The organism is Streptomyces sp. Je 1-369 (genome assembly GCF_026810505.1).
In the GTDB taxonomy this organism is placed as follows: Bacteria; Actinomycetota; Actinomycetes; order Streptomycetales; family Streptomycetaceae; genus Streptomyces.
The window spans coordinates 4,088,582-4,112,040 of record NZ_CP101750.1 but is presented as its reverse complement, the minus strand read 5'-3'; the positions used below and the strand labels follow the sequence as shown (position 1 = coordinate 4,112,040).

Genomic DNA, 23,459 nt, shown 5'->3' with positions numbered 1-23,459 from the left:
AACAACTTCCCTGCAACTCCCCAGAGATGGCCGTCAGTTGTATCGTCTGGTCGTGACCCAGGAGAACGTGGCAGTGAACGGCAGCAGAAGACTCACCCCACAGGACATCGCCGACACCCTCCGCGACCGCATCCGGGCGGGCGAACTGAAAGCGGGAGAACGCCTGCCGACCCAGGCGGAACTCGCCGAGGAGTTCGGCGTCGAACGAGGCGCCGTACGCCAGGCGATGAAGAAGCTCCAGGCCGAGGGTCTGCTGTCCAACGTGAGCAAGGGAAGTCCACCCCGGGTGGCCCAGTCGGCACCGCCCCCCGCAGGCAAGGAACCCCAGCCGTCCATGGTCGCCCTGGCCCCACGCCTGGCGGCGGCTTTCGCCGAGCCGCACGTGCGGATCGACGTGGTCTCGTACACCGCGGAAACCCTGATGATCGCGCTCGGCGAGCCGGTACGGCTGATCCATGAGGGCCGCCTTCGTCCGCAGTCGATCACGGCGCGGATCCTGCTGCCCAGCAGCGACATCCAGCTGGCGTTCCCCGTGCCGGTGGAGGGCGGGGAGGCGGGCCGGGAGCGGCTCCACCAGCGCTGGCACACGCAGCGCAACGCGCAGGGCCAGGTGCTCCGCCACAACCTGCGCGCCCTGCGCGCCTCGCACGGCATCGACGTCGACGTCACGTTCCGCGCCCTGCCGTTCACGACGCCGGTCAAGTTGTATCTCCTGAACGGGCGGGAGGCGCTGCTGGCGTACTACACGCTGGCGCCCATGTCCGTGGAGCTGGACGTGCCCGACGGGGCGACCGAGATGATGGACATCTGGGACGCGGGGGGGATCAAGGCCCCGGTCTTCTCCTTCGAGAAGGCCGATGACGCCTCGCGCGACACGGTCTTCGTCGACGAGTCGCAGAACTGGTTCGACGCACTCTGGGAAACGATCACTTCTGACCTGACACTCTCTTAAATGACATCTGATTCGACGCAGTCCGACGCGACGCCGACCGAATCGGCGGCGGATGAGACCGAGCGGTTGCGGGGCGTGGTCGATTCCATCGGCTTCGTGCTCTTCGACTTCGACGGACCCATCTGCCGGCTCTTCGCCGGACGGCCGGCGGCGGACGTGGCGCGGGACCTGGTCCAGTGGCTGAAGGAGCAGGGGCTGCGCGGGCTGCTCACCGCCGACGAGAAGAGGGAGGCCGACCCCTATGTCGTGCTGCGCGCGGTCGACCGCAGGCACCCCCGCAGCGACCTGGTCGCGGAGCTGGAGGCGTGGCTGACCCGCCAGGAGCTGAAGGCCGTGACGACGGCCATGCCGACCGCGTTCGTCGACCCGCTGATCCGCACCTGGGCGGCGGTCGGCGCCCGGCTCGCGGTGACGACCAACAACGCGCCGTGCGCGGTGGGCAGGTACCTGGAGCGGCGCGGCACCCTGGGCTGCTTCGCCCCCCACATATACGGCCGCACCCAGGACCTCAGCCTGCTCAAGCCGAACCCGGACTGCGTCGAGCGGGCCCTGCGCGCCATGGGGGCGGAGCCGGGGGCGACGTTGATGATCGGTGACGCGCCGTCCGACTGCGTGGCGGCACGGCGGGCGGGCGTGCGCTTCCTCGGCTACGCGCGCAACGAACGCAAGGCGCAGCTGCTGCGCGAGGCGGGCGCGGAACACCTGGTCGGCTCTCTCGAACGCCTCTCCAGGGTTGTATACGCCAACGGGAACATAAAGGCCCCGTAAAGGAGCAGGTGGAGCAAGCAACCGCCACGCCGATGTCCACTATGTGGCATGTGGCAGGAACGGTTCCGTGATCCCGGTACCCTCTGCGCTCATGCCGTCCCCTCCGCCTCGCACCCCCCACGAGGCGCCGAAGACCGGGCTCCGCGAGACGTGGATCCGACGCCTCGCCGAACTGCACCGGGAACACCCGAAGCGCCAGGTCGTGGCCGGCCACCACAACATCAACCACGTCGTGCCGCTCGGCTGGACCCTCGCCCTGCTGCTGTGCACGATGCCCTTCCGCGCCCGGGTCAAGTGCCGGATGCCGCGCGAGACGGTGGAGGTGGTGCCCCGCATCTGGCCGAGCGAGCCCGAGCTGCTCGCGGTGGTCAGCCGCCACCTCACAGAAGTCCCGCGCTGCCTGCGGGACTTCGGCGACTGGTCACTGCACTCCTACCGTCCCGGCCAGGCGCTCTCCGACGTGGTGCCGGTAGGCCCCGTCGGGGAACCGCTGCTGCGCTCCTTCGCGGAGTTCTTCGCCCGCTCCGCGGCGGTCCCCGAGGACGAGCTTCCGCCACGCCCGCCCGGTTGGCCCGAGCCGGGCCGGTCGGAGGAGTTCCTCCACTGGCTCATCGACTTCACCGAGCACCGGGTGCACGCCCCGAACCGCCAACGCTTCGACGCTCTCTTCTCGGCGGTCGGCGTACGCCCCGACGCCCTGGCCGCCTTCCGTGACGACCCCACCCGCCCACGGCTGACCCCGCGCCCCTTCTGCCTCCTCCACACCGACGTGCACCGCGCGAACGTCGTCGTCGACCGCAGACAACTGGCCGTGATCGACTGGGAGCTGGCCATGTACGGCGACCCGCTGCACGACCTCGCCATCCACGTCGTCCGCATGGACTACGAGAAGGACGAGCAGATCCGCATCAAGGAACTGTGGGCCGAGGCGATGGACCGGGCGGGCCACGCCGACATGACGGCAGGCCTGACCACGGACCTCCAGGTCTACCTGGACTTCGAGTACGCCCAGTCCGTCTTCCCCGACATCATGCGTGCCGCCCTCGACCTGACCACCCTGCCCGCCCCCCCGGCCCCCGCCGACTACGCGGGCGCGGCGGCCCGGGTCTGCCGAGCGGTACGCCGGGCGGCGGAACCCCTGAAGCTGAGCTCGGTGCCGGACGCGGGGGTCGTCGAGGGGGCGCTTCGGGAGTGGTACGAGGGGCCGGGCGGGCGGCAGGGGTGCTCTTCCTGACGGCGCCCGGCACGGGCACCATGGCCTTCACTGTCGAGTACGGCGTCAACTCCCGTGCCGCCGGAGCGCGCGCTTGAGGGCTCAGTGCGCGGGCCGCCGCCCGGTCACGCGTAGCGGGTGAGGCCCGTACGCAGTTGGGCGTACGCCCCGTTCGCGTCGGTGACCGCGTCCTCGTGGACCCGTGGCACGGGCTCGCCCGCCGCGACGCGCTGCCAGTTGTCCTCCGCCAGGACGCGCTGGACGGCGATGATCTGGGCCGCGGCCAGGCGGGCGTCCAGGGGGGTGCCTCCGTGGGCGGCGCGGAGGGCTGTGGCCAGGGCCTGTTCGGAGCGGTTCTGGTAGCCGTGGAGGCGGGCGACCAGGGACGGGGTGCCGTAGAGCAGGCGGTGGAAGGCCAGGACTCCTTCGGCGTCGTTGAGGCCCGTCACCGGGTCGTGGCGTTCCAGGCCGTCCAGGAAGTGGCGGTGGAGGGCGTCGAGCGCGGTGAGTCCGGCGGGGCGGGCGGCGACCGTGCGGGCCGCTTCGTCCTCGTGGTCGGCGAAGCGGTGGAGGACCAGGTCCTCCTTCGAGGCGAAGTAGCGGAACAGGGTCGGCTTGGAGATCTCCGCTGCCGCCGCCACCTCCGCCACCGACACCTTCTCGAACCCCTTCTCCAGGAAGAGGGTGATCGCAGTCTCGGAGATCTCCTCGAAGCGGCGCTGCTTCTTGCGGGCGCGGAGGCCGGGCTGGATCCCGGAGGCGCTCGTGCTCGTGGGGTTCGTGCTCGTGGGGTTCGTGCTCGTGGGGCTCGTGCTCTCGGTGGCTGGGGGCATGGGCAGAGTCTAGCGGGCTGGTGAGACTCGGGCATGTATGTGCCCTGGTTACATCTTTAACTCGGTTACATTATCCTCGTCGTATGACGACACCACCGACCGCGGTCGCAGACGCCCTCGCCCAGGAACGCCGCCACCACGACGCCTGCCGCGCCGCCCTGGCCCGCATGGTCGAAGGCGCCGAGGAGCGGGTCGTCGGAGGGGCGGACGTGTCCGCGTCCGGTGCCGACGCCGAAGTGCTCGGGTACCAGTTCCGCAGCCACGCCAAAGCCATGCGCGAGCTGCCGCGGGCGCCACTGTTCTTCGGGCGCCTCGACTTCGCCGAGGAAGAAGATGCCGGGGCCGGTGATCATCGCGGGCAGCGGTACTACGTCGGGCGGCTGCGCGTCAGCGAGCACCCCTCCGCCCCGCCCCTCGTCGTCGACTGGCGCGCCCCCGTCTCCCGCGCCTTCTACCAGGCGGGCGCCCGTGACCCGCAGGGCGTCGCCGTCCGGCGGCGGTTCGGCTGGGCGCCCGGCAGCAAAGGGGACTCGGCCGACCTCACCGGGATGGAGGACGAGCCCCTGGGGGAGGGAGAGGGGGAAGGTGGGAGTGGCCGTTCCGACAGCTTGGGGAGTCGCATCGTTGCCGGGGAAGTCGAGCGGCCGCGCGTCGGACCCATGCGCGACATCGCCGCCACCATCCAGCCAGAACAGGACGACCTCGTACGGGGCGAACTCACCGCCTCCGTCTGCGTGCAGGGAGCGCCCGGCACCGGCAAGACCGCCGTCGGGCTGCACCGCGCCGCGTACCTCCTCTACACGCACCCCCAGCGCGTCCAGCGCTCCGGACTGCTCATCCTCGGCCCCAACCGCACCTTCCTCCGCTACATCGCCGAGGTCCTCCCCTCGCTCGGCGAGACCGGCGTACGGCAGTCCACGGTGAGCGACGAGATCGGCGGGCGCTATTCCGTCCGCGCCCACGACGACGAGGCCGCCGCCGTCGTCAAGCACGACGCCCGGATGGCCGAGGTGCTGCGCCGGGCGCTCTACGCGCGCGTCGTCGCGCCGCCCGCGGACGCGGAGGTCGCGGTGCCCGACGGTGCGTACAGGTGGCGGGTCCCGCTCGACGAGCTGGCGCGGATCGTGGCGGACGTACGGAGTGAGGAGCCGCCGTACGGCGTCGGGCGTGAGCGGGTGCGCAGCCGGGTCGTGCGGGCCGTCCAGGAGCAGGCCGAGCGTCGCGCGGGGCCGCAGAACAACACGTGGGTGCAGAAGGTGGGGCGGGCCAGGTCCGTCAGTGGCTTCCTCGACGCGGTCTGGCCCCGGGTGCGGGCGGACGAGGTGCTCGCGGAGGTGCTGGGGGACGCGGAGGCGCTCGCTGCGGCGGCCGACGGGATTCTCGGGGACGCGGAGCAGCGGGCGATCCTCTGGGGCAGGCCGCCCCGCTCGTACGAGTCAGCCCGCTCGTACAAGCCGACCCGCTCCCACAAGTCCGCGAAGTGGAGCGCCGCCGACCTGGTGCTGCTCGACGAGATCGAGGGGCTCCTCGAACGGCCCGCCGGGTACGGGCACATCGTCGTCGACGAGGCGCAGGACCTGTCCCCCATGGAGTGCCGGGTCATCGCGCGCCGTTCGGACTTCGGCTCGCTGACGGTCCTGGGCGACCTCGCGCAGGCCACCACGCCCTGGGCGGCCGGGAGTTGGGATGAGGTGCTGGCCCATCTGGGCAAGCCGGACGCCACGGTGACGCCGCTGACCACGGGGTTCCGGGTGCCGCGTGCCGTTGTCGGGCTCGCCAACGAGCTGCTGGGACGGCTCGACGTGGACGTACCGCCCGCCCGGTCGCTGCGCGGGGACGGGGAGCTGCGGGTGCGCGAGGTCGCGGACGTGGCGGCCGGGGTCGTGGGCGCGGTGCGGGACGCGCTCGGGCGGGAGGGGTCGATCGGGGTCATCGCCGCCGACCATGACGTCGAACGGCTGCGGGCGGCGCTGGACGCGGCCGGTGTCGCGAGCGCGGGCCCCGACGAGCTGGGCGCGCCCGTCACCGTGCTCCCGGCGTCCGTCGCCAAGGGCCTGGAGTACGACCACGTCGTAGCCGCCGAACCGGCGGACATCGCGGAGGCGGAAGCGCGCGGGCTCCACCGGCTGTACGTGGTGCTGACCCGCGCCGTGTCACGTCTCGACGTACTGCACAGCAAGCCCCTGCCGTGGTCCGCCTGAGGGACCTCAGCGTTCCAGGACCGCCTCCATGACCGCCTTCGCGATCGGCGCGCCCAGCTTGCCGCCCGCGATCTCCGAGCGCGGGATGTCCATGTTGGAGGGGTCGACGAACACGGCGACGGCGACGGGCGTCTCGCCGTCGCTGTTCTTCGCGTACGAGACGAACCACGCGAACGGCCGCTCGTCGTTGACGTCCGCGCCGTGCTGGGCCGTGCCGGTCTTGCCGCCGACCGTGACGCCGTCGATCCGCGCCTTGTTCGCGGTGCCGTTCTCGACGGTGTTCTCCATCATGTCCTGGACGGACTTCGCGGTCTTCTCGGAGACGGCCTGGTTCAGCTCGTGCGGCTCGCCCTTCTCGATCGTGGAGAGGTCGGGGCCGCGCAACTCCTCGACCAGGTACGGCTTCATGACCTTGCCGTCGTTGGCGAGGCCCGCCGTGACCATCGCCATCTGCAGCGGCGTGCTGGTCAGGCTGCCCTGGCCCATGCCGGTCAGCGCGGTCTGCGGCTTGTCGAGCTTCTCCGGATAGCTGCTCGCGGCGGCACGTACGGGAATGAACTGCTCCTCGTTGAAGCCGAACTTCTCGGCCGTCTCGCGCATCTTGTCCTTGCCGAGCTTGTCCGCGAGGTCGAGGAAGACGTTGTTGCAGGACCACTGCATGCCGGTCTTCACGGAGACCTTGTCGCAGTTGGAGTCCGGCACGTCGTTGCCGATGCGGGTGGAGCTGAGGGGGAGTTTGTACGGGGTCTCCGCGCCGGTCGGCTTGTCGACGTCCGTCACGACACCGTGCTCCAGGGCGGCGGCCGCGGTGAGGATCTTGAAGGTGGAGCCGGGAGGGTAGATCTCGCGCAGTGCGCGGTTGCTGAGCGGCTTGTCCTCGCGGTCGCTGAGCGCCTTGAACTTCTTGCCCTCGGCGAGCGAGATGCCCGAGAAGGCCGAGGGGTCGTACGACGGGGTGCTGGCCATCGCGAGCACCTTGCCGCTGCGCGGGTCCAGGGCGACGACCGCGCCCTTGGCGTTCAGATCGACCAGGCCCTCGTAGGCCGCCTTCTGCGCCTTGGGGTCGATGGTCGTGACGACGTCGCCGCCCTGCTGCTTCTTGCCGGTCAGCATGTCGAGGGTGCGCTTGATGAAGAGCCGGTCGTCGTTGCCGCTGAGGACGCCGTTGTGGACGCCCTCCAGGAAGGTGGCACCCTGGGCCTGCGAGAAGTAGCCCGTCACCGGCGCGTACATCGGGCCCTCCTTGAAGACCCGCTTGAACTTGAAGTCGGACCCGGGGGTCTCCTTCGAACCGGTGATGGACTTGCCGCCGACGATGATGTCGCCACGGGGGTGGGAGAACGCCTCGATCTGCACGCGGCGGTTCTTCTCGTGGTTCGCCAGGTCGTCGTTCTGCGCGAACTGCACCCAGTTCGCCCGCAGAAGCAGGGCGAGAGTGAGGATCCCGCAGAAGACGGCTATGTGCCGCAGCGGACGGTTCATGAGTGGCTCCCCCCGGGTGCCGACGAATCGTTCCCGCCCATCCTCGCCGCTGCGACGGGAGAACGGGGGGAAATCCGGTGATCTATCGCCGGGCGGCGGTCTGTCGGCGGTCGTCGGCGGTCTGTCGGTGGTCGGTGGTCTATCGCCGCGGCCTGTACGTCGACGGTCGCGTCGTCACCCGGCTGGCGTGCTGCGTCCACCTGCGGCGCGTACTCCGCCCAGCTGCCTGACCATGCTCATGATCGCGGTGATCTGCTTGCCGCTCTTGTCGGCGTAGTGCGTGTCGCCGCCGTACCCCCACCAGTTCCAGCAGCCGCGCGGGTTGTCGAGGGAGGTGGTGGCCTGCGGATACAGGACGATCATGCGGTTGGTGTCGGCGTACTCGTTCAAGTGGGCCTGCGCCATGAACGTGTCGCCGATCTGCCCGTACGTCTGCTGGCACCCGTGCAGTGCAACCATCAGGCGGCACGAGCCGGTCGTGCAGGCCTCCGGGACGTACGCGAAGCCGTCCTTGCCCATGCTGACGGCGGCCGCGTCGCCGCCCGGGACGTGCCGGTTCTGGTCGAAGCGGACGAGGGTGCCGTTGAGCGGGGCGGTGGTCGCGGAGTTCACCGGCGTGCCGAAGAGGTGGGTGAGCATGGACCGTTCGGGATCGGTGCCGCAGGTGTTGATGTACGGGGACGCGGTGGAGGCGCAGGCCACTCTGCCGAGCGGGGAGACCCAGGCGTGCCCGGCGGCCGACGACGTGGCGTAGGAGACGTCGGCGCCGAAGTCCCGGTGGTACGTCGCCAGATCGTCGTTGACCGGCCGGTCGACGGTCCTGTCGTTGCCGCCGTGGTACAGCCAGACCGGGTCACCGGCCAGGTTCGCGACGGGGTCGACGCGGTCGGCCGCCGCGCGCTGCCTGGTCAACTGCTCTAGCTGCGCCGGTGTCTTGCGCTGCATGTACGTGTCCATGCAGGCGTAGAGCGCGGTGTTGACGCTGCCCTGCGCACAGTCGTACGCCCCCGCGCTGAAGATGCCGGCGCCCTCGAAGACGCCGGAGTGGGCGACGTGCAGCTGATCGGCGAGGTACCCGCCGGACGAGACACCGGAGACGTACGTCGACTCGACGGCGTGCGGGGTCAGTTCGCCGGGAGTGGGGGTGGGCACGGCCGCGGTGGCGGTGGGGGCGCTGCCGAGGACGGCGGTGAGGGCGAGGGCGGACGCGGCGGTGACGGCGGTGACGGCGGTGACGGCGGTGACGGCGGTGACGGTGACGGCGCGGACGAGGGGGGACTTTCCGTAGGCCATGCGAACCTCCGGGAACCGGGCGGGCGTGTGGGGGCCGCCATTCTGCGCGGGGCGCGGAGGGGGTGACGAGGTGGGCGGGGGCCACAGCGGCGGGGGCCGGGGTGTGGCCCCTCGCCACTGGCGCGGGGCGTGGCCCCCCGCCACTGGTGCGCCGCCGCGGCCCCGTCCCCGGGCCCCGGCAACGCGCCTTCGGGGGGGGGGGGCTCTCAGCGACTGACACTTCCCGGCCGTCACGTCCCCGTCGTCCGCAGCGGCTACCCGCCAAGGCGGCCGGTCAGCCGCCCACGTACTCCGCGAGATGCTCGCCCGTGAGAGTGGCGCGGGTGGCGACCAGTTCCGCGGGCGTGCCCTCGAAGACGATTTTGCCGCCGTCGTGGCCCGCCCCCGGGCCGAGGTCGATGATCCAGTCCGCGTGCGCCATGACCGCCTGGTGGTGCTCGATGACGATCACGGACTTGCCCGCGTCGACGAGCCGGTCGAGGAGGCCGAGGAGCTGCTCGACGTCGGCGAGGTGGAGGCCGGTGGTCGGCTCGTCGAGTACGTAGACCCCGCCCTTGTCGGCCATGTGCGTGGCCAGCTTGAGGCGCTGCCGCTCGCCGCCGGAGAGCGTGGTGAGGGGCTGGCCGAGGCTGAGGTAGCCGAGGCCGACGTCCGACAGGCGTTCCAGGATGCGGTGGGCCGCGGGCGTCCTGGCCTCGCCGCCACCGCCACCGCCACCGCCACCGCCGCCGTCACTGTCGCCGTCACCGAAGAACTGCAGCGCATCGTCCACGGACATCGCGAGGACCTCGGCGATGTCGCGGCCGCCGAGCCGGTACTCCAGGACCGACGCCTGGAACCGCCGCCCCTCGCAGTCCTCGCAGGGCGTGGCGACGCTCGCCATCACACCCAGGTCGGTGTAGATGACCCCGGCGCCGTTGCAGGCCGGGCAGGCGCCCTCGGAGTTGGCGCTGAACAGCGCGGGCTTCACGCCGTTGGCCTTGGCGAACGCCTTGCGGATCGGGTCGAGCAGGCCCGTGTACGTCGCGGGGTTGCTGCGCCGCGAGCCGCGGATCGGGGTCTGGTCGACGGCGACCACGCCCGCGCCCGTGGGGATCGACTTGTGCACCAGCGAGCTCTTGCCGGACCCGGCGACGCCGGTGACGACGGTGAGCACGCCGAGCGGGACGTCGACGTCGACCCCGCGCAGGTTGTGCGCGTCCGCGCCGCGGATCTCAAGCGCCCCGGTGGGCTCGCGCACGCTCTCCTTCAGCGTGGACCGGTCGTCGAAGTGGCGGCCGGTGACGGTGCCCGACGCCCGCAGCCCCTCGACCGTGCCCTCGAAGCAGACGGTGCCGCCCGCCGTGCCCGCGCCGGGCCCCAGGTCGACGACGTGGTCGGCGATGACGATCGTCTCCGGCTTGTGCTCCACGACGAGCACGGTGTTGCCCTTGTCGCGCAGGCGCAGCAGCAGGTCGTTCATCCGCCGGATGTCGTGGGGGTGCAGGCCGATCGTGGGCTCGTCGAAGACGTACGTGACGTCGGTGAGGGAGGAGCCGAGGTGGCGGATCATCTTCACGCGCTGCGCCTCACCGCCGGACAGCGTCGCCGCGGGCCGGTCGAGCGCGAGATAGCCGAGCCCGATCTCCACGAACGAATCGAGGGTCTGCTGCAGGGCGGTGAGCAACGGCGCCACCGAGCCGTACGCCCCGCTCGTGCCCAGGCCGCGGATCCACTCGGCGAGGTCCCTGATCTCCATCGCGCACAGGTCGGCGATGCTCTTGCGCTTGATCTTCGAGGAACGGGCGCCCTCGCTGAGCCGCGTGCCGTCGCACTCGGGGCAGGTGGTGAACGTGACCGCGCGCTCCACGAACGCCCGGATGTGCGGCTGCATCGACTCCTTGTCCTTGGACAGGAACGACTTCTGGATCTTCGGGATCAACCCTTCGTAGGTGAGGTTCACGCCGTTGACCTTCACCTTGACCGCGTCCCCGTAGAGGAAGTCGTGCAGCTCCTTCTTCGTGTACGCGCGGATCGGCTTGTCCGGGTCGACGAAGCCGGACTGCGCGTACACCTGCACGGTCCACTGGCTGTCCGACTTCCAGCCGGGAATGGTGAACGCGCCCTCGGCGAGCGACTTGGAGTCGTCGTACAGCTGTGTCAGATCGATGTCGGAGACACTGCCCCGCCCCTCGCAGCGCGTGCACATGCCGCCGGTGCGCTGGTACGTCGCTTTCTGCGCCTCGGTCTTGTTGCCGCGCTCGACGGTGATCGCGCCGCTCGCGCGGACCGACGCGGTGTTGAACGAGTACGCACTGGGCGGGCCGATGTGCGGTGTGCCGAGCCGGCTGAACAGGATGCGCAGCATCGCGTTGGCGTCGGTGGCCGTGCCGACCGTGGAACGGGGGTCGCCGCCCATCCGCTGCTGACCGACGGTGATCGCCGTGGTGAGCCCGTCGAGCACGTCGACCTCGGGGCGCGCCTGCGTCGGCATGAAGCCCTGCACGAAGGCGCTGTACGTCTCGTTGATGAGCCGCTGCGACTCCGCGGCGATCGTGTCGAACACCAGCGAGCTCTTGCCGGAGCCGGAGACGCCCGTGAACACCGTAAGGCGGCGCTTCGGGATCTCGATGCTCACGTCCTTGAGGTTGTTCTCGCGGGCGCCGTGCACACGGATCAGGTCATGGCTGTCGGCGGTATGCGGAGTGTTCGCCCGCGCATCGGGCTTCGTGTGCTTGTTGGGCTTGCTGGGCTTGCTCATCGTTGTCTCCGCGGGGCAGCGAGTCCCGTACGTGGCGTCGTACGGGAGGGAGTTGGCGTGAAAGCAGTGCTCTTGGTCACGCTAGCCGGGGGGTCTGACAACCGCGTCCCGGCGCTGGCCCGCAGGAGCAGGAGAGGGGGGAACACAAAAGGCAAGGAGGGAACCTCACTCCTTGCCACTCTCAACTTATAGCGCACAGGGGGCCTTGCGGCAAGGCCCCGGTCGTCCCGCACAATCTCCCCTCCGAGCTCGTCGAACAGGGGATTCTCATGGCTGACGTAATCATCGCCGGCGGCGGTCCGACCGGCCTCATGCTGGCCACGGAGCTGCGCCTCCAGGGCGTGGACGTCCTCATCCTTGAGAAGGAGACGGAGCCGACCAAGCAGTCCCGCGCGCAGGGCCTGCACGTGCGCAGCATCGAGGTCATGGACCAGCGCGGCCTGCTGGAGCGCTTCACGGAGCGGGGTCGGCAGATCACGGCGGGGGGCTTCTTCGCGGGCCTGGGCAAGGCCTGGCCCGAGCGCATGGACACCGCGCACTCCTACGTACTCGCCATTCCGCAGCAGGTCACCGAGCGCCTGCTGGCCGAGCACGCCGCCGAACTCGGCGTCGAGGTCCGGCGCGGCTGCGAGGTCGTCGGCCTCGACCAGGACGACGACGGGGTGACCGTCGAGCTGGCCGACGGCACGCGGCTGCGCTCGCGCTACGCCGTCGGCTGCGACGGCGGCCGCAGCGCCGTGCGCAAGCTGCTCGGCGTCGACTTCCCGGGGGAGCCCAGCAAGGTCGAGACGCTGCTGGGCGAGATGGAGATGACCGTGTCGCCGGAGGAGCTGGCGCAGGTCGTCGCCGAGGTCCGCAAGACGCATCTGCGGTTCGGCGCGATGCCGCTCGGCGACGGGGCGTACCGCGTGATCGTGCCCGCCGACGGGGTGGCGGAGGACCGGACGGCCCCGCCGACCCTGGAGGACTTCCAGAAGCAGCTGCGGGCGTTCGCGGGCACGGACTTCGGCGTGCACTCGCCGCGCTGGCTGTCCCGTTTCGGCGACGCCACGCGGCTCGCCGAGCGCTACCGGGTGGGCCGGGTGCTGCTGGCGGGCGACGCGGCGCACATCCACCCGCCGACCGGCGGGCAGGGTCTCAACCTCGGCGTCCAGGACGCGTTCAACCTGGGCTGGAAGCTGGCGGCCGAGGTGAACGGGTGGGCGCCGGAAGGCCTCCTCGACACGTACGAGGCGGAGCGGCACGCGGTAGCCGCCGAGGTGCTGGACAACACGCGCGCGCAGATGCAGCTGATGTCGGTCGAGCCGGGGGCGCAGGCGGTGCGCAGGCTGCTCGCGGAGCTGATCGACTACGAGCAGGTGAACCGGCACCTGATCGAGAAGATCACGGGAATCGGCATCCGCTACGACTTCGACCTCGACTTCGGCGCCACCGCGGACGGCCACGAGCTGCTCGGCCGCCGCCTGCGGGACGTGGGCCTGAAGCGGGGCCGCCTCTTCGAGCTGATGCACGGCGGCCGCGGCCTGCTGCTCGACCGGACGGGCAGCCTCTCGGCCGGGGGCTGGGAGGGCCGGGTCGACCAGGTGACCGACGTCAGCGAGGAGCTGGACGTACCGGCGGTGCTGCTGCGTCCGGACGGGTACGTGGTGTGGGCCGGTGACGAGCAGGGGGCGCTGGACGGGGCACTGCGCAGGTGGTTCGGCGACGCGACCGGGTGACGGGCGGGAGCGCGCCGCCAGGGGGCCCGGGAGGCGCGCTCCCAGAGTGGCGCTCCCAGAGACGCACTCCCGGGCGCGCGCTCCAACCAGCGCGACCGGCCCGCTCAGGCCGTGCCGCGCGGCCTGAGCACACAGAACTCGTGCCCCTCCGGGTCCTCCAGGCACTTCCACGGGACGTCGCCCTGTCCGAGGTCGAGGTCGACGGCGCCGAGGCCCCGCAGCCGGGCGACCTCGGCCGCCTGGTCCTCACCGGCGTACGGCATGAGGTCGATGTGGACGCGGTCCGGCACGGTCTTCCCGCCAGCGCCGGGCTCGCGCAGGAACTCGAGGTACGGCCCGACCCCCTGCTGCGCGGACCGCAGCACCGCCCGCTCGTCGGTCACCTCGTGCACGGTCCAGTCCGTCGCATCGCCCCAGAACCGCGCCATGGCCCGCGGATCCACGCAGTCGACCACGATGGCGGCGACGGGGCCGGTGTCCCGGTAGATCTCCCGCGGCTCAAGGACACAGAACTCGTTGCCCTCGGGGTCGGCGAGCACCGTCCACGGCACGTCGCCCTGCCCGATGTCGACGGGCTTCGCACCAAGGGCCCGCAGCCGTGCGACCAGCTCCGCCCGGTGCGCCTCGGAGGTGGTGGCGAGATCGATGTGCGTACGGTTCTTCGTCGCCGTCTTGGCCTCCGGAACGCTGACGACGTCGACGCAGACGGCGGCGGCGCCCGGCCAGACGAATCCGCCGCCCGGCTCGACGTTGGTCACACCGGGCGCCTCACTGGCAAGCTCCCAGCCGAGCGCCTCCGCCCAGAACCCGCCGATCGCGGCGTCGTCCAGAGCCTTCATGTTCACGTTCACGGGTCGCAGAGCCATGGCGGTGACGATATGCAGCCCGCACTGGCAGATCCAGACGCTGGCCACCCGGAACAAACGGGATGCGGCCGCCCGACACGATGAGGTGTGATCGCTCCATGGCTATCGCGCTGAGCACTCCGGGAGTTGACGGGCTGGCCGAGGCGGTGAACGTACTGCGGGAGTGGCAGTACGAGGGAGCGCCTCCGCAGTTGCATCCGGGTGACCTGGGCTGGTTCTGGCGCTCGGGCGCGGAGGCGACGGCCGCGGCGGTCAGGACGTGGAGCAGGGCCGGACGGATCCTGGCGATCGGCCTGCTGGACGGCCCGGACCTGCTGCGGCTGACGACCGCACCGGACGTCCACCAGGACGAGGAACTGGCACGGCGGTTGGTCGCCGACGTGACAGATACGACGCGCGGCGTACTGCCGCCCTCGGGCCGGGTGAACATCGAGGCCCCACCCGACACCCTCTTCCCGGCCCTCCTGGCCGACGAGGAGGGCTGGCCTGCCGACGACCCCTGGACGCCCCTGCGCCGCGACCTCACCGCCCCGGTCCGGCTCCCGGACTTGCGCGTCGAGGAGGTCGGCCCCGCACAGGCGCACACGTACGCGGCCGTACTCGGGGCGGCGTTCGACGGTTCGAAGTTCACGGTCGACCGCTGGCAGGCGATGGCGTCCGGCCTGCCGTACACCGACGCACGCTGCCTGCTCGCGTACGACGACGGGGGCGACGCGGTGGCGGCGGTGACGGTCTGGTCGGCGGGACCGGGCAGGCCGGGACTCCTGGAACCGATGGGCGTACACCGTGACCACCGCCGCCGCGGCCACGGCGAACAGATCACCCTCGCCGCGGCAGCCGCACTCCGAGCGATGGGCGCGTCAAGCGCACTCGTCGCCACCCCGTCCTCGAACACGGCCGCTGTGGCGACGTACGAGTCGGCGGGCTTTGAACGCCGCACGGAGACACGGGACCGCTACAGGGACACGTGAGGCCGAAGTCGACGGCGGGGCCGCGTGGGAGACGACAAGGGAGGATGGCAGCCATGCAGCGCATAGAGTTCCTGAACTACCCCATCGGCGACCAAGTGCCCACCCTGCAGTGGGGTTACCGCATCGACGGCACCGATCTGCGCGTGTACGCCGCCGACGCCACCCGCGACCTCTGGCGCCAGGAGCGCCAGGAGCGCGAGGGGGACGGGGAGGGCGACCCGGCCGCCGAGGAACGCTTCCTGCTCGGCCAGCACGACGGCCTCACCCTGGACGAAGTGGGTGACCCCGCACGCCACTTCCTCGGCGACCCGGCCCCGGATTTCGCCGCCCCTTCCGACAACACCACTCCGCTGCTGGGCTGTCAGTGCGGCATCTGGGCCTGCTGGCCCCTGCGGTCCCTCATCACCACGACCCCCGACACCGTCACCTGGTCCTCCTTCCGCCAGCCCTTCCGCAAGGAGTGGGGCGAACTCCCCATGGGCCCCTACGTCTTCGACCGCCCCGCCTACGAAGCCGCGCTCACAGCACCGGTCCAACTCGCCGCGGACCCGCTGCGGACGGTGAATGCGTGACTCGGGTCGGGACAGCCGCGCGGCGGCCGGAGTGGCGTGGCGCACTTTTGCAAGCGGATGCTTGCAAAAGTTAGCGGGGGTGCTGCACCATCGGCGTATGGCATCACTCAACGTTGGCAACCTCGGCGAGTATCTGCGCGAACAGCGGCGCAGTGCGCAGCTGTCGCTGCGGCAGCTCGCCGACGCCACCGGAGTGTCCAATCCGTATCTGAGCCAGATCGAGCGCGGCCTTCGCAAGCCGAGCGCCGAGGTTCTGCAGCAGGTCGCCAAGGCCCTGCGGATCTCCGCCGAGACGCTGTACGTGCGGGCCGGGATCCTCGACGAGAAGGAGCGGGACGAGCTGGAGACGCGCGCCGTCATCCTCGCCGACCCGTCCATCAACGAGCGCCAGAAGCAAGTGCTGTTGCAGATCTACGAGTCGTTCCGCAAGGAGAACGGCTTCGAGACGCCGTCGCACGCGGACGCGGACGCGGATACGGATACGGATGCGGATGCGAGCGACGACGGCAGTGATGCCGGTCCCGAGCAAGCACTCACAAGCTGAACGCCTTCAAGCGTTCTACGCGTTCCATACGTTTCACGTTTCACGTTTCATACGCCTCATACGCCTCACACGCCGACGCGAATCCGGGAGGACCCTCGTCATGGCCATCACCGATGACCTGCGCAAGACCCTGAGCAACCCCACCCCCGCGTACTTCGTCGCCGGGTCCGCGGACCTCGCCTTCCAGCAGGCGAAGAAGGTTCCGGGGCTCGTCGAGCAGCTGATCGCGGAGGCCCCGTCCCGCATCGACGCGGTGCGCAACACCGACCCGAAGACCGTCCAGGACAAGGCCGGTGCCCGCGCCAAGGAGGCGCAGGAGGTCCTCCAGGCCAAGGTCACCGAGGTGCTGGGCACGATCGACACCGACCTGAAGAAGCTCGGCGAGACCGCTCAGGACCTCGCGCTGCGCGGTGTCGGTGTCGCCGCCGAGCTCGCGGTCAAGGCGCGCGAGAAGTACGACGAGGTCGCCGAGCACGGTGAGCAGGCCGTGAAGTCGTGGCGCGGCGAGGCCGCCGAGGAGATCCTCGACCTGGCCGAGACCGTCGAGCCCGACGACGAGCCGAAGCCCGCCTCGGCGACGTCCGCCGAGCCCAAGGGGCCCGTCGCCGTCGCGCCGAAGAGCGCGGCCGCCGCCCCGGTGAAGAAGCCCGCGGCGAAGAAGGCCCCGGCCAAGAAGCCGGCCGCGAAGAAGACGACGCCGCCCGCCAAGTAGGGACAAGCCAAGCGCCGGGGCGGGCACTCACCGAGTGTCCGCCCCGTTGACTGGGTAGCGGGTACCGTGGCCGCGTAATCGATGAGCCGAGACTGGTGGTGGACGTTGTGCTGATGCAAGGGTTCGCGAACTTCATGTGGCTGCTGTCGCTGGCCCTGATCGTCTTCAGCGGATTCGCGCTCATCGACGCCGCGATCCGGCGCGAGGACGCCTATCGCGCGGCGGACAAGAAGACCAAGCCGTTCTGGCTGATCATCCTCGGCATCGCCTTCGTGGTGAACCTGCTCTTCCCGATCCTGTCGTTCCTGCCGATCATCGGGCTCGTTGCCACGATCGTGTACATGGTCGACGTGCGCCCTGCGATCCGGCAGATCACGGGCGGCGGCCGCCGCGGCGGCTCCAGCAGCGACGGGCCTTACGGGCCGTACAACGGCGGTCGGTAGCGGTAGGGCGCATGGCCCGGCGCATGGCCCGGCTGCTCAGCGTGCGCCCGGCGCCCGGTCCAGGAGCAGTATCGCCACGTCGTCCGTCAGGTCTCCGCCGTTGAGGTCGCGGACCTCGTTCACCGCCGCCTCCAGCAGCTCGTCGCCCTGCAACCCCGCCGCGATCTGGCGGCGGACCATCTCCACCATGCCCTCCTGGCCCAGGCGCTGGTTGCCCTGGCCGATGCGGCCCTCGATCAGGCCGTCCGTGTAGAGCATCAGGCTCCACTTGCCGCCCAGCTCCACCTGGCGGCGCGGCCAGCGGGCGCGCGGCAGGAGGCCCAGGGCGGGGCCCCCGTCCTCGTACGGCAGCAGCTCGGCGAGCCGTCCCTCGCGTGCGATCAGCGGCGCCGGGTGCCCGGCGAGGCAGAGACCGGCCCTGCGGCCGTCCGGGGCGATGTCGACCGTGCAGAGGGTCGCGAAGATCTCGTCGTCCGCGCGCTCGTGCTCCAGGACCTTCTGGAGCGTGGAGAGCAGCTCGTCGCCGCACAGGCCCGCGAAGGTCAGCGCGCGCCAGGCTATGCGCAGCTCCACGCCGAGTGCCGCCTCGTCGGGGCCGTGTCCGCAGACGTCGCCGATCATGACGTGCACGGCGCCGTCGGGCGTGCGCACGGTGTCGTAGAAGTCGCCGCCGAGCAGCGCGCGGGAGCGGCCGGGACGGTAGCGGGCGGCGAAGCGCAGCGGTGAGCCCTCCAGGAGCGGGGTCGGCAGCAGACCGCGCTCCAGGCGGGCGTTCTCCTGCGCGCGCAGCCGCGACTCGGTCAGCTGGCGCTGGGCGGCGTCGGCGCGCTTGCGCTCGACCGCGTACCGGATGGCGCGGCTCAGGAGCCTGCCGTCCAGCTCGTCCCGGAACAGGTAGTCCTGCGCGCCGACGCGCACGGCCTCGGCGCCGCGCTCGGAGTCGTCGTTCGCGGTGAGCGCGAGGACGGCGTGCCGGGGCGCGAGGCGCAGCACGTGCTTGAGCGCGACGAGCTCGTCCTCGTCCTCGTCGGTGCCGGTGCCGGTGCCGGTGCCGGTGCCAGCGCTGGTGCCGGGGGCCGGCAGGGCGAGGTCGAGCAGGATGCAGTGCACGTCGTCCGTGAGCAGCCGCTCGGCCTCGGTGAGGTTGCGGGCGGTGCGGATACGGATGGGCTTGCCCGCGGAGTCGAGGAGCTCGGGAACGCTGAGCGAGCCCGCGGGGTCGTCCTCGATCACCAGCAGGGTGAGGCCGGAGCCGTTGCCGCTGGTGCCGTGGCCGCTGGTGCCGTTGCTGCCGGTGCCGGTGCCGGTGCCGGTGATGGCGTCGGTGTCCATGGCGCTGCTGTGGCCGTTGGTGCGGGGGCCTTGGTGGGTCGGCGCCGTCGTGTCGTGCGGGGGCGCCGCATGAGCCTGACCGCCTTCCGCGGCCGGTATCGCTCTCTGCCGCGGTATGGGTACGGGCATCGTCTGGTTCCTTCCCTCCCCCCGAGGGCATGGTGCCGCGCAGGTCGACGCAGCACCGACGGGGACCATAGCGGTAGCCGCGCCTCCATTGGAATGCCGCGCGGCAAACAGCCACCGTCATATGCCGCATCCAGGAACGCAATTGGGCACGGCACGGTCCCTCGGGAGATGACGAACATCACGCCGTGAGGGTTGAGCGAGCCGCCGCGGCGTGCCCTGGGTCACATAGCCCTGCTCGGCGAGGGGAGGGGAGGGGAGGGGAGGGGCGAGAAGGAAAGGGAAGGGAAGGGAAGGGAAGGGAAGGGGGCGTGGCTGGGGAGAGGGTGTGGCGAGCCCGGCTACGTGTCGGGGCGCACGACCCCGAGTATCTGCATCGAGCCCGCGCCCGCGATCGTCACGTTCCGGCCCGGCCGCGGCGCGTGCACGATCGCGCCGTCGCCCAGATACATGCCGACGTGGCTCGCGTCCGAGTGGTAGATGATCAGGTCACCGGGGCGCATGTTCTTGACGTCGACGCGCGGCAGCTGCTTCCACTGCTCCTGCGACGTCCGCGGAATGCCCCGCCCCGCGGCGGCCCACGCCTGGGAGGTGAGCCCCGAGCAGTCGTACGACCCCGGGCCTTCGGCGCCCCACACGTACGGCTTGCCGATCTGGGCGGTGGCGAACTCGACGGCCTTCTTGCCCCGGGCCGACGACTTGCCGTCGATGTCCTTCAGGACACCCGAACTCACCCACGCCGACTGCTTCTTGCGGGCGGCCGCCTCCTCCAGCTTGCGCAGCCGCTCCTGCTCCTTCTTCTCCAGCGTCGACTCGATCTTCTCGGCGGCCGCGATCTTCCTCTTGATCTTCTTCTTCGCGGCGGCCTTCGACTTGCGGTTGGCTTCCAGCTTCGTCCAGCGGGCGGTCGCGTCCTTCGCGTAGATCCGCAGGTCGTCCTGGGTTCTCTCCAGCTCGGTCAGCATGCCCTTGGTGGCCTTCTCGCCCTGTCGCATGCGCCTCGCGCCGTCCAGGAACTGGCCCGGGTCGTCGCTGAGCATCAGCTTGGCCTCGGAGGGCATGCCACCGCCGCGGTACTGCGCGCGGGCCGCGGCGCCCGCGCGGGCCTTCAGCTTCTTGAGTTTCGCCTGGCCCTTGGCGATGTCCTTGGCCAGCTCCACGATCTGCTCGGACTGTTTCTCGGCCTTCTCCTCGGCCGCGTTGTACGCATCCGTGGCCACGCCCGCGTCGTGATAGAGCTCGTCGATCTCCTCGCGGACCTGTTCGAGGGATGTGTCCGTGCGAGGTATCGGGCTCGTGCGGGGCGTCGGACTCGTGCCGGGTGTCGGGCTCGGGTTCGCAAAGGCCGTCCCCGGTGCGGCCAGCACCGTCGCCGCGCAGACCAGTGCCACGGCCGCCACCGTCGGGTATCGCTTCCCAGTCAAGCCCCGCCACCCCCAAAGCTGATTTACCGTCAGTAACTTCCGGTCGACATCGGGATAGTGCCATGTCAGCGCTCGATACGACAGAGTCCGACAGCAACTCCAACCCCCATACGCCCCATGTGACGTACCGCACGCGGCGTTCGTTCCCGCCCGCCGCGTTCACCGGAACATCTCCGGGTCGCGTCCGGGTAGCCCCGGAGCGGCCTGGGGGGTTCACCCCGACGGCCAGGCTCGAAAAGGCCCGAGGTCACCCCGGCCGGGGCGCCAACGCCTCCCACCGCACCGTCACTTCGCCCTGCCGCCACCGTGACGTGCCGTCAAGAACGGGCCAGTCGGCGGTCAGCTCCCGCACCGCCCGGATCCACCGCTGCCGCGCCCCGTACGACGCGTAGGGCGCCGCCGCCGCCCAGGCCCGGTCGAAGTCGCGCAGGAACGCGTGGACCGGCTCGCCCGGCACGTTCCGGTGGATCAGCGCCTTCGGCAGCCGCTCGGCGAGGTCGGACGGCTGCTCCAGGGAACCGAGCCGCGTCGCGAAGGTCACCGTGCGTGGACCCTCGGGCCCGAGCGCGACCCACACGTGCCGACGCCCGATCTCGTCGCAGGTGCCCTCGACCAGCAGCCCGCCGGGGGAGAGGCGGGCGCACAGCCGCTCCCAGACGGCGGCGACCTGCTCCTCGTCGTACTGTCGAAGGACGTTGGCGGCCCGGATCAGGTCCGGCCCCGTGCCGTAAGCCTGCGGACCCCCGCCGGCACCGCCCGGCCCCGGCAGCGGGACCTCGAACCCGCCGTGCCGGAAGGTGAGCCCCTCGCGCGCGTAGGGCGCGGCGGCCGCGACCCGCGCCGGGTCGATCTCGATGCCGACGACACGCGCGCGTGGAGCGACGGTACGCAGCCGCAGCAGCAGCTCGACGGCCGTCCAGGGAGAGGCGCCGTATCCGAGGTCGACGGCGACGGGGTCCGCGGAGCGGCGCAGCGCGGCGCCGTGGACGGCCGCGATCCAGCGGTCCATGCGGCGCAGCCGGTTCGGGTTCGTGGTCCCGCGCGTCACCGTTCCCACGGGGCGGGAGGAGGTGCGTGGGGCCATGGGAGAAGGGTATGCGGCGATGGCGGGCGAGGAACGCTACGTAATGCTTTGGTAAAAACGGACAGGTCGGAAATGGAGCAGCGGGCTCCGGTGTTCTCCCTCTGGAGGAACGTACGCCCTCCCCAAAGCTGTGCCCGTAGCCATGCAAGACCTGTGCCCGTAGCCATGCACGTACGCAAGGAGGACCGTCACGTGAGCCAGTACGTGTCCAGGCTCGGGCGTCGCTCCCAGGCGGCACCCCCAAGACTCCGTATGCCCGGCTCCCAGCGGCGGCCGCGCCGCGTGGCGATGCTGAGCGTGCACACCTCACCCCTGCACCAGCCCGGTACGGGCGACGCGGGCGGCATGAACGTCTACATCGTGGAGCTCGCCAAACGCCTCGCCGCGATCAACATCGAGATCGAGATCTTCACGCGCGCCACCACCGGAGGGCTCCAGCCCACCGTGGAACTCGCGCCCGGCGTCCTCGTGCGCCACGTCGACGCGGGCCCCTACGAAGGACTCGCCAAGGAAGAGCTGCCTGCCCAGCTCTGCGCCTTCACGCACGGCGTCATGCAGGCCTGGGCGGGCCACCGGCCCGGCTACTACGACCTGGTCCACTCCCACTACTGGCTCTCCGGCCACGTCGGCTGGCTCGCCGCCGAACGCTGGGGCGTCCCCCTCGTCCACGCCATGCACACCATGGCGAAGGTCAAGAACGCGGCACTGGCCGCCGGTGACACCCCCGAGCCCGCCGCCCGCGTCATCGGCGAGACGCAGGTCGTCCGGGCCGCCGACCGCCTCATCGCCAACACCTCCGAAGAGGCCGACGAGCTCGTACGCCACTACGAGGCCGAGCCCGGCAAGGTCGCCGTCGTCCACCCCGGCGTCAACCTCGAACGGTTCCGCCCCGCCGACGGACGCGCCGCCGCCCGGCACCGCCTGGGCCTGCCGCAGAACGCCCTCGTACCGCTCTTCGCGGGCCGCATCCAGCCCCTCAAGGCCCCCGACCTGCTGCTGCGCGCCGTCGCCGTCCTGCTGGACGAGCGTCCGGCGCTGCGCTCGAACATCGTCGTCCCCATAGTCGGCGGCCCGAGCGGCAGCGGCCTCGCGAAGCCCGAGGGGCTGCAGAAGCTGGCGGCGAAGCTGGGGATCGCGGACGTCGTCCGCTTCCAGCCGCCCGTCGGGCAGGAGCAGTTGGCGGACTGGTTCAGGGCGGCCTCGGTCCTGGTGATGCCCTCCTACAGCGAGTCCTTCGGTCTCGTCGCCATCGAGGCGCAGGCCGCGGGCACACCGGTCCTCGCGGCCGCGGTGGGCGGGCTGCCCGTCGCCGTACGCGACGAGGTCAGCGGATTCCTCGTCCCCGGCCACGAACCGGCCCTCTACGCGCGCGTGCTCCGCGATTTCGCCGACCGTCCCCAACTTGTGGACCGTATGGGCGCGGCTGCCACCGCGCACGCGCAGTCCTTCGGCTGGGACACGGCGGCGTCCGCGACGGCGGACGTCTACACCGCGGCGATGCACGACTTCCGCACGTCGCGCCGTCACGTACGCTCGCACCATGGTTGAGCGGGCTGAACAGGCGAGGGCCACGACTACGGACACCGCGTCGGTCATCGAAGGAACGCTGAACGACGCCGAGCTCGAATGGGAGTCCCCCGAGCCCGGTTCGTACGTCGTGAAGCTGCCCGGCACCCGGAAGCTCTCCACGACGCTCTCGCTGCGGGTCGGCAACCACGCGCTCTCCCTGAACGCCTTCGTGATCCGTCATCCCGACGAGAACCATGAGGCGGTACACCGCTGGCTCCTGGAGCGGAACCTCCGCCTCTACGGCGTCAGTTACGCGATCGACTCGCTCGGCGACATCTACCTCGCGGGCAAGCTGCCGCTCTCCGCGGTCACCCCCGCCGAACTGGACCGCCTCCTCGGCTCGGTCCTCTCCGCCTCGGACGACTCCTTCAACACGCTCCTGGAGCTGGGCTTCGCGTCGGCGATCCGCAAGGAGTACGAGTGGCGGGTCTCCCGCGGCGAGTCCACGCGGAACCTCGAAGCGTTCAAGCATCTGACTCAGCCGAGCTGACCTGCCCCGACGCTTCCCCTGCGCGTCCGATTCTCTACGCGTCCGGTTCTCTATGCGTCCGATTCTCTACGCGTCCGGGCCGACGATCCCGGCGAGCGCGCGCAGGCCGGGACCGGTGACAACCTC

At 71.0% G+C, this 23,459-nt stretch carries 20 protein-coding genes; 12 read left to right on the top strand and 8 right to left on the bottom strand.

Annotated features, from left to right (window positions below):
• The first annotated feature begins 46 nt into the window (after positions 1-46).
• From NOO62_RS18655 to NOO62_RS18645, 3 genes are all read left to right on the top strand, one after another.
• Positions 47-952: a winged helix-turn-helix domain-containing protein gene (locus NOO62_RS18655; protein ID WP_268775687.1), complete on the top strand. Its 906-nt coding sequence runs from the start codon at positions 47-49 to the stop codon at positions 950-952.
• The gene (locus tag NOO62_RS18650; protein ID WP_268772026.1) at positions 953-1,720 is read left to right on the top strand and encodes an HAD family hydrolase; all 768 of its coding nucleotides are present in this window, start codon (positions 953-955) and stop codon (positions 1,718-1,720) included. It abuts the gene before it with no gap.
• Between the two features lie 91 nt (positions 1,721-1,811).
• Positions 1,812-2,954: an aminoglycoside phosphotransferase family protein gene (locus NOO62_RS18645; RefSeq protein ID WP_268772024.1), complete on the top strand. Its 1,143-nt coding sequence runs from the start codon at positions 1,812-1,814 to the stop codon at positions 2,952-2,954.
• A gap of 104 nt (positions 2,955-3,058) precedes the next feature.
• Here NOO62_RS18645 and NOO62_RS18640 read toward each other — a convergent pair whose 3' ends face one another.
• Entirely contained in the window at positions 3,059-3,766 is a 708-nt protein-coding gene (locus tag NOO62_RS18640) for a TetR/AcrR family transcriptional regulator (RefSeq protein WP_268772022.1), read from the bottom strand.
• An 83-nt stretch (positions 3,767-3,849) separates the two neighbouring features.
• Here NOO62_RS18640 and NOO62_RS18635 point away from each other — a divergent pair, with 83 nt between their 5' ends.
• Positions 3,850-5,967 (top strand): HelD family protein, encoded by a 2,118-nt coding sequence (locus NOO62_RS18635; RefSeq protein ID WP_268772021.1) that lies wholly within the window; start codon positions 3,850-3,852, stop codon positions 5,965-5,967.
• 6 nt (positions 5,968-5,973) lie between these two features.
• Here NOO62_RS18635 and NOO62_RS18630 read toward each other — a convergent pair whose 3' ends face one another.
• The 3 genes from NOO62_RS18630 to NOO62_RS18620 all read right to left on the bottom strand — a co-directional run bounded on the left by NOO62_RS18630 (position 5,974) and on the right by NOO62_RS18620 (position 11,482).
• Positions 5,974-7,449 carry a peptidoglycan D,D-transpeptidase FtsI family protein gene (locus NOO62_RS18630; RefSeq protein ID WP_268772020.1) on the bottom strand — a complete coding sequence of 492 codons (1,476 nt, stop codon included), beginning with the start codon at positions 7,447-7,449 and terminating at the stop codon, positions 5,974-5,976.
• 174 nt (positions 7,450-7,623) lie between these two features.
• A complete protein-coding gene (locus NOO62_RS39290) occupies positions 7,624-8,742 on the bottom strand; it encodes a PHB depolymerase family esterase (RefSeq protein WP_414930852.1) in 1,119 nt (372 codons plus the stop codon).
• A gap of 274 nt (positions 8,743-9,016) precedes the next feature.
• Positions 9,017-11,482 carry an excinuclease ABC subunit UvrA gene (locus NOO62_RS18620; RefSeq protein ID WP_268772019.1) on the bottom strand — a complete coding sequence of 822 codons (2,466 nt, stop codon included), beginning with the start codon at positions 11,480-11,482 and terminating at the stop codon, positions 9,017-9,019.
• A gap of 269 nt (positions 11,483-11,751) precedes the next feature.
• Here NOO62_RS18620 and rox point away from each other — a divergent pair, with 269 nt between their 5' ends.
• Positions 11,752-13,200, top strand: coding sequence for a rifampin monooxygenase (gene rox, locus NOO62_RS18615; RefSeq protein WP_268772017.1), 1,449 nt, complete (start codon positions 11,752-11,754; stop codon positions 13,198-13,200).
• Positions 13,201-13,304: 104 nt separating this feature from the next.
• Here rox and NOO62_RS18610 read toward each other — a convergent pair whose 3' ends face one another.
• Positions 13,305-14,066: a VOC family protein gene (locus NOO62_RS18610; protein ID WP_268772016.1), complete on the bottom strand. Its 762-nt coding sequence runs from the start codon at positions 14,064-14,066 to the stop codon at positions 13,305-13,307.
• A gap of 98 nt (positions 14,067-14,164) precedes the next feature.
• Here NOO62_RS18610 and NOO62_RS18605 point away from each other — a divergent pair, with 98 nt between their 5' ends.
• From NOO62_RS18605 to NOO62_RS18585, 5 genes are all read left to right on the top strand, one after another.
• A complete protein-coding gene (locus NOO62_RS18605; RefSeq protein ID WP_268772015.1) occupies positions 14,165-15,037 on the top strand; it encodes a GNAT family N-acetyltransferase in 873 nt (290 codons plus the stop codon).
• A 53-nt stretch (positions 15,038-15,090) separates the two neighbouring features.
• Positions 15,091-15,609 carry a hypothetical protein gene (locus NOO62_RS18600; RefSeq protein ID WP_268772014.1) on the top strand — a complete coding sequence of 173 codons (519 nt, stop codon included), beginning with the start codon at positions 15,091-15,093 and terminating at the stop codon, positions 15,607-15,609.
• Between the two features lie 97 nt (positions 15,610-15,706).
• The gene (locus tag NOO62_RS18595; protein ID WP_268772013.1) at positions 15,707-16,153 is read left to right on the top strand and encodes a helix-turn-helix domain-containing protein; all 447 of its coding nucleotides are present in this window, start codon (positions 15,707-15,709) and stop codon (positions 16,151-16,153) included.
• A gap of 100 nt (positions 16,154-16,253) precedes the next feature.
• Positions 16,254-16,865 carry a hypothetical protein gene (locus NOO62_RS18590; protein WP_268772012.1) on the top strand — a complete coding sequence of 204 codons (612 nt, stop codon included), beginning with the start codon at positions 16,254-16,256 and terminating at the stop codon, positions 16,863-16,865.
• 113 nt (positions 16,866-16,978) lie between these two features.
• Entirely contained in the window at positions 16,979-17,308 is a 330-nt protein-coding gene (locus tag NOO62_RS18585) for a DUF2516 family protein (protein WP_268772011.1), read from the top strand.
• A gap of 36 nt (positions 17,309-17,344) precedes the next feature.
• On the opposite strand, the gene NOO62_RS18580 is transcribed toward NOO62_RS18585, so the two are convergent.
• From NOO62_RS18580 to NOO62_RS18570, 3 genes are all read right to left on the bottom strand, one after another.
• Positions 17,345-18,769, bottom strand: a complete 1,425-nt coding sequence (locus tag NOO62_RS18580; protein WP_268772010.1) for a PP2C family protein-serine/threonine phosphatase — start codon at positions 18,767-18,769, stop codon at positions 17,345-17,347.
• 338 nt (positions 18,770-19,107) lie between these two features.
• Complete coding sequence (locus tag NOO62_RS18575) at positions 19,108-20,190, bottom strand: C40 family peptidase (protein WP_268772009.1); 1,083 nt, start codon at positions 20,188-20,190, stop codon at positions 19,108-19,110.
• Positions 20,191-20,437: 247 nt separating this feature from the next.
• The gene (locus NOO62_RS18570) at positions 20,438-21,274 is read right to left on the bottom strand and encodes a class I SAM-dependent methyltransferase (RefSeq protein WP_268772008.1); all 837 of its coding nucleotides are present in this window, start codon (positions 21,272-21,274) and stop codon (positions 20,438-20,440) included.
• A gap of 192 nt (positions 21,275-21,466) precedes the next feature.
• Here NOO62_RS18570 and mshA point away from each other — a divergent pair, with 192 nt between their 5' ends.
• Both mshA and NOO62_RS18560 read left to right on the top strand, forming a co-directional pair.
• Positions 21,467-22,822 carry a D-inositol-3-phosphate glycosyltransferase gene (mshA, locus tag NOO62_RS18565; protein WP_268772007.1) on the top strand — a complete coding sequence of 452 codons (1,356 nt, stop codon included), beginning with the start codon at positions 21,467-21,469 and terminating at the stop codon, positions 22,820-22,822.
• Complete coding sequence (locus NOO62_RS18560) at positions 22,815-23,333, top strand: YbjN domain-containing protein (protein WP_268772006.1); 519 nt, start codon at positions 22,815-22,817, stop codon at positions 23,331-23,333. The genes mshA and NOO62_RS18560 overlap by 8 nt, the downstream gene beginning before the upstream one ends.
• The last annotated feature ends 126 nt before the right edge of the window (positions 23,334-23,459 follow it).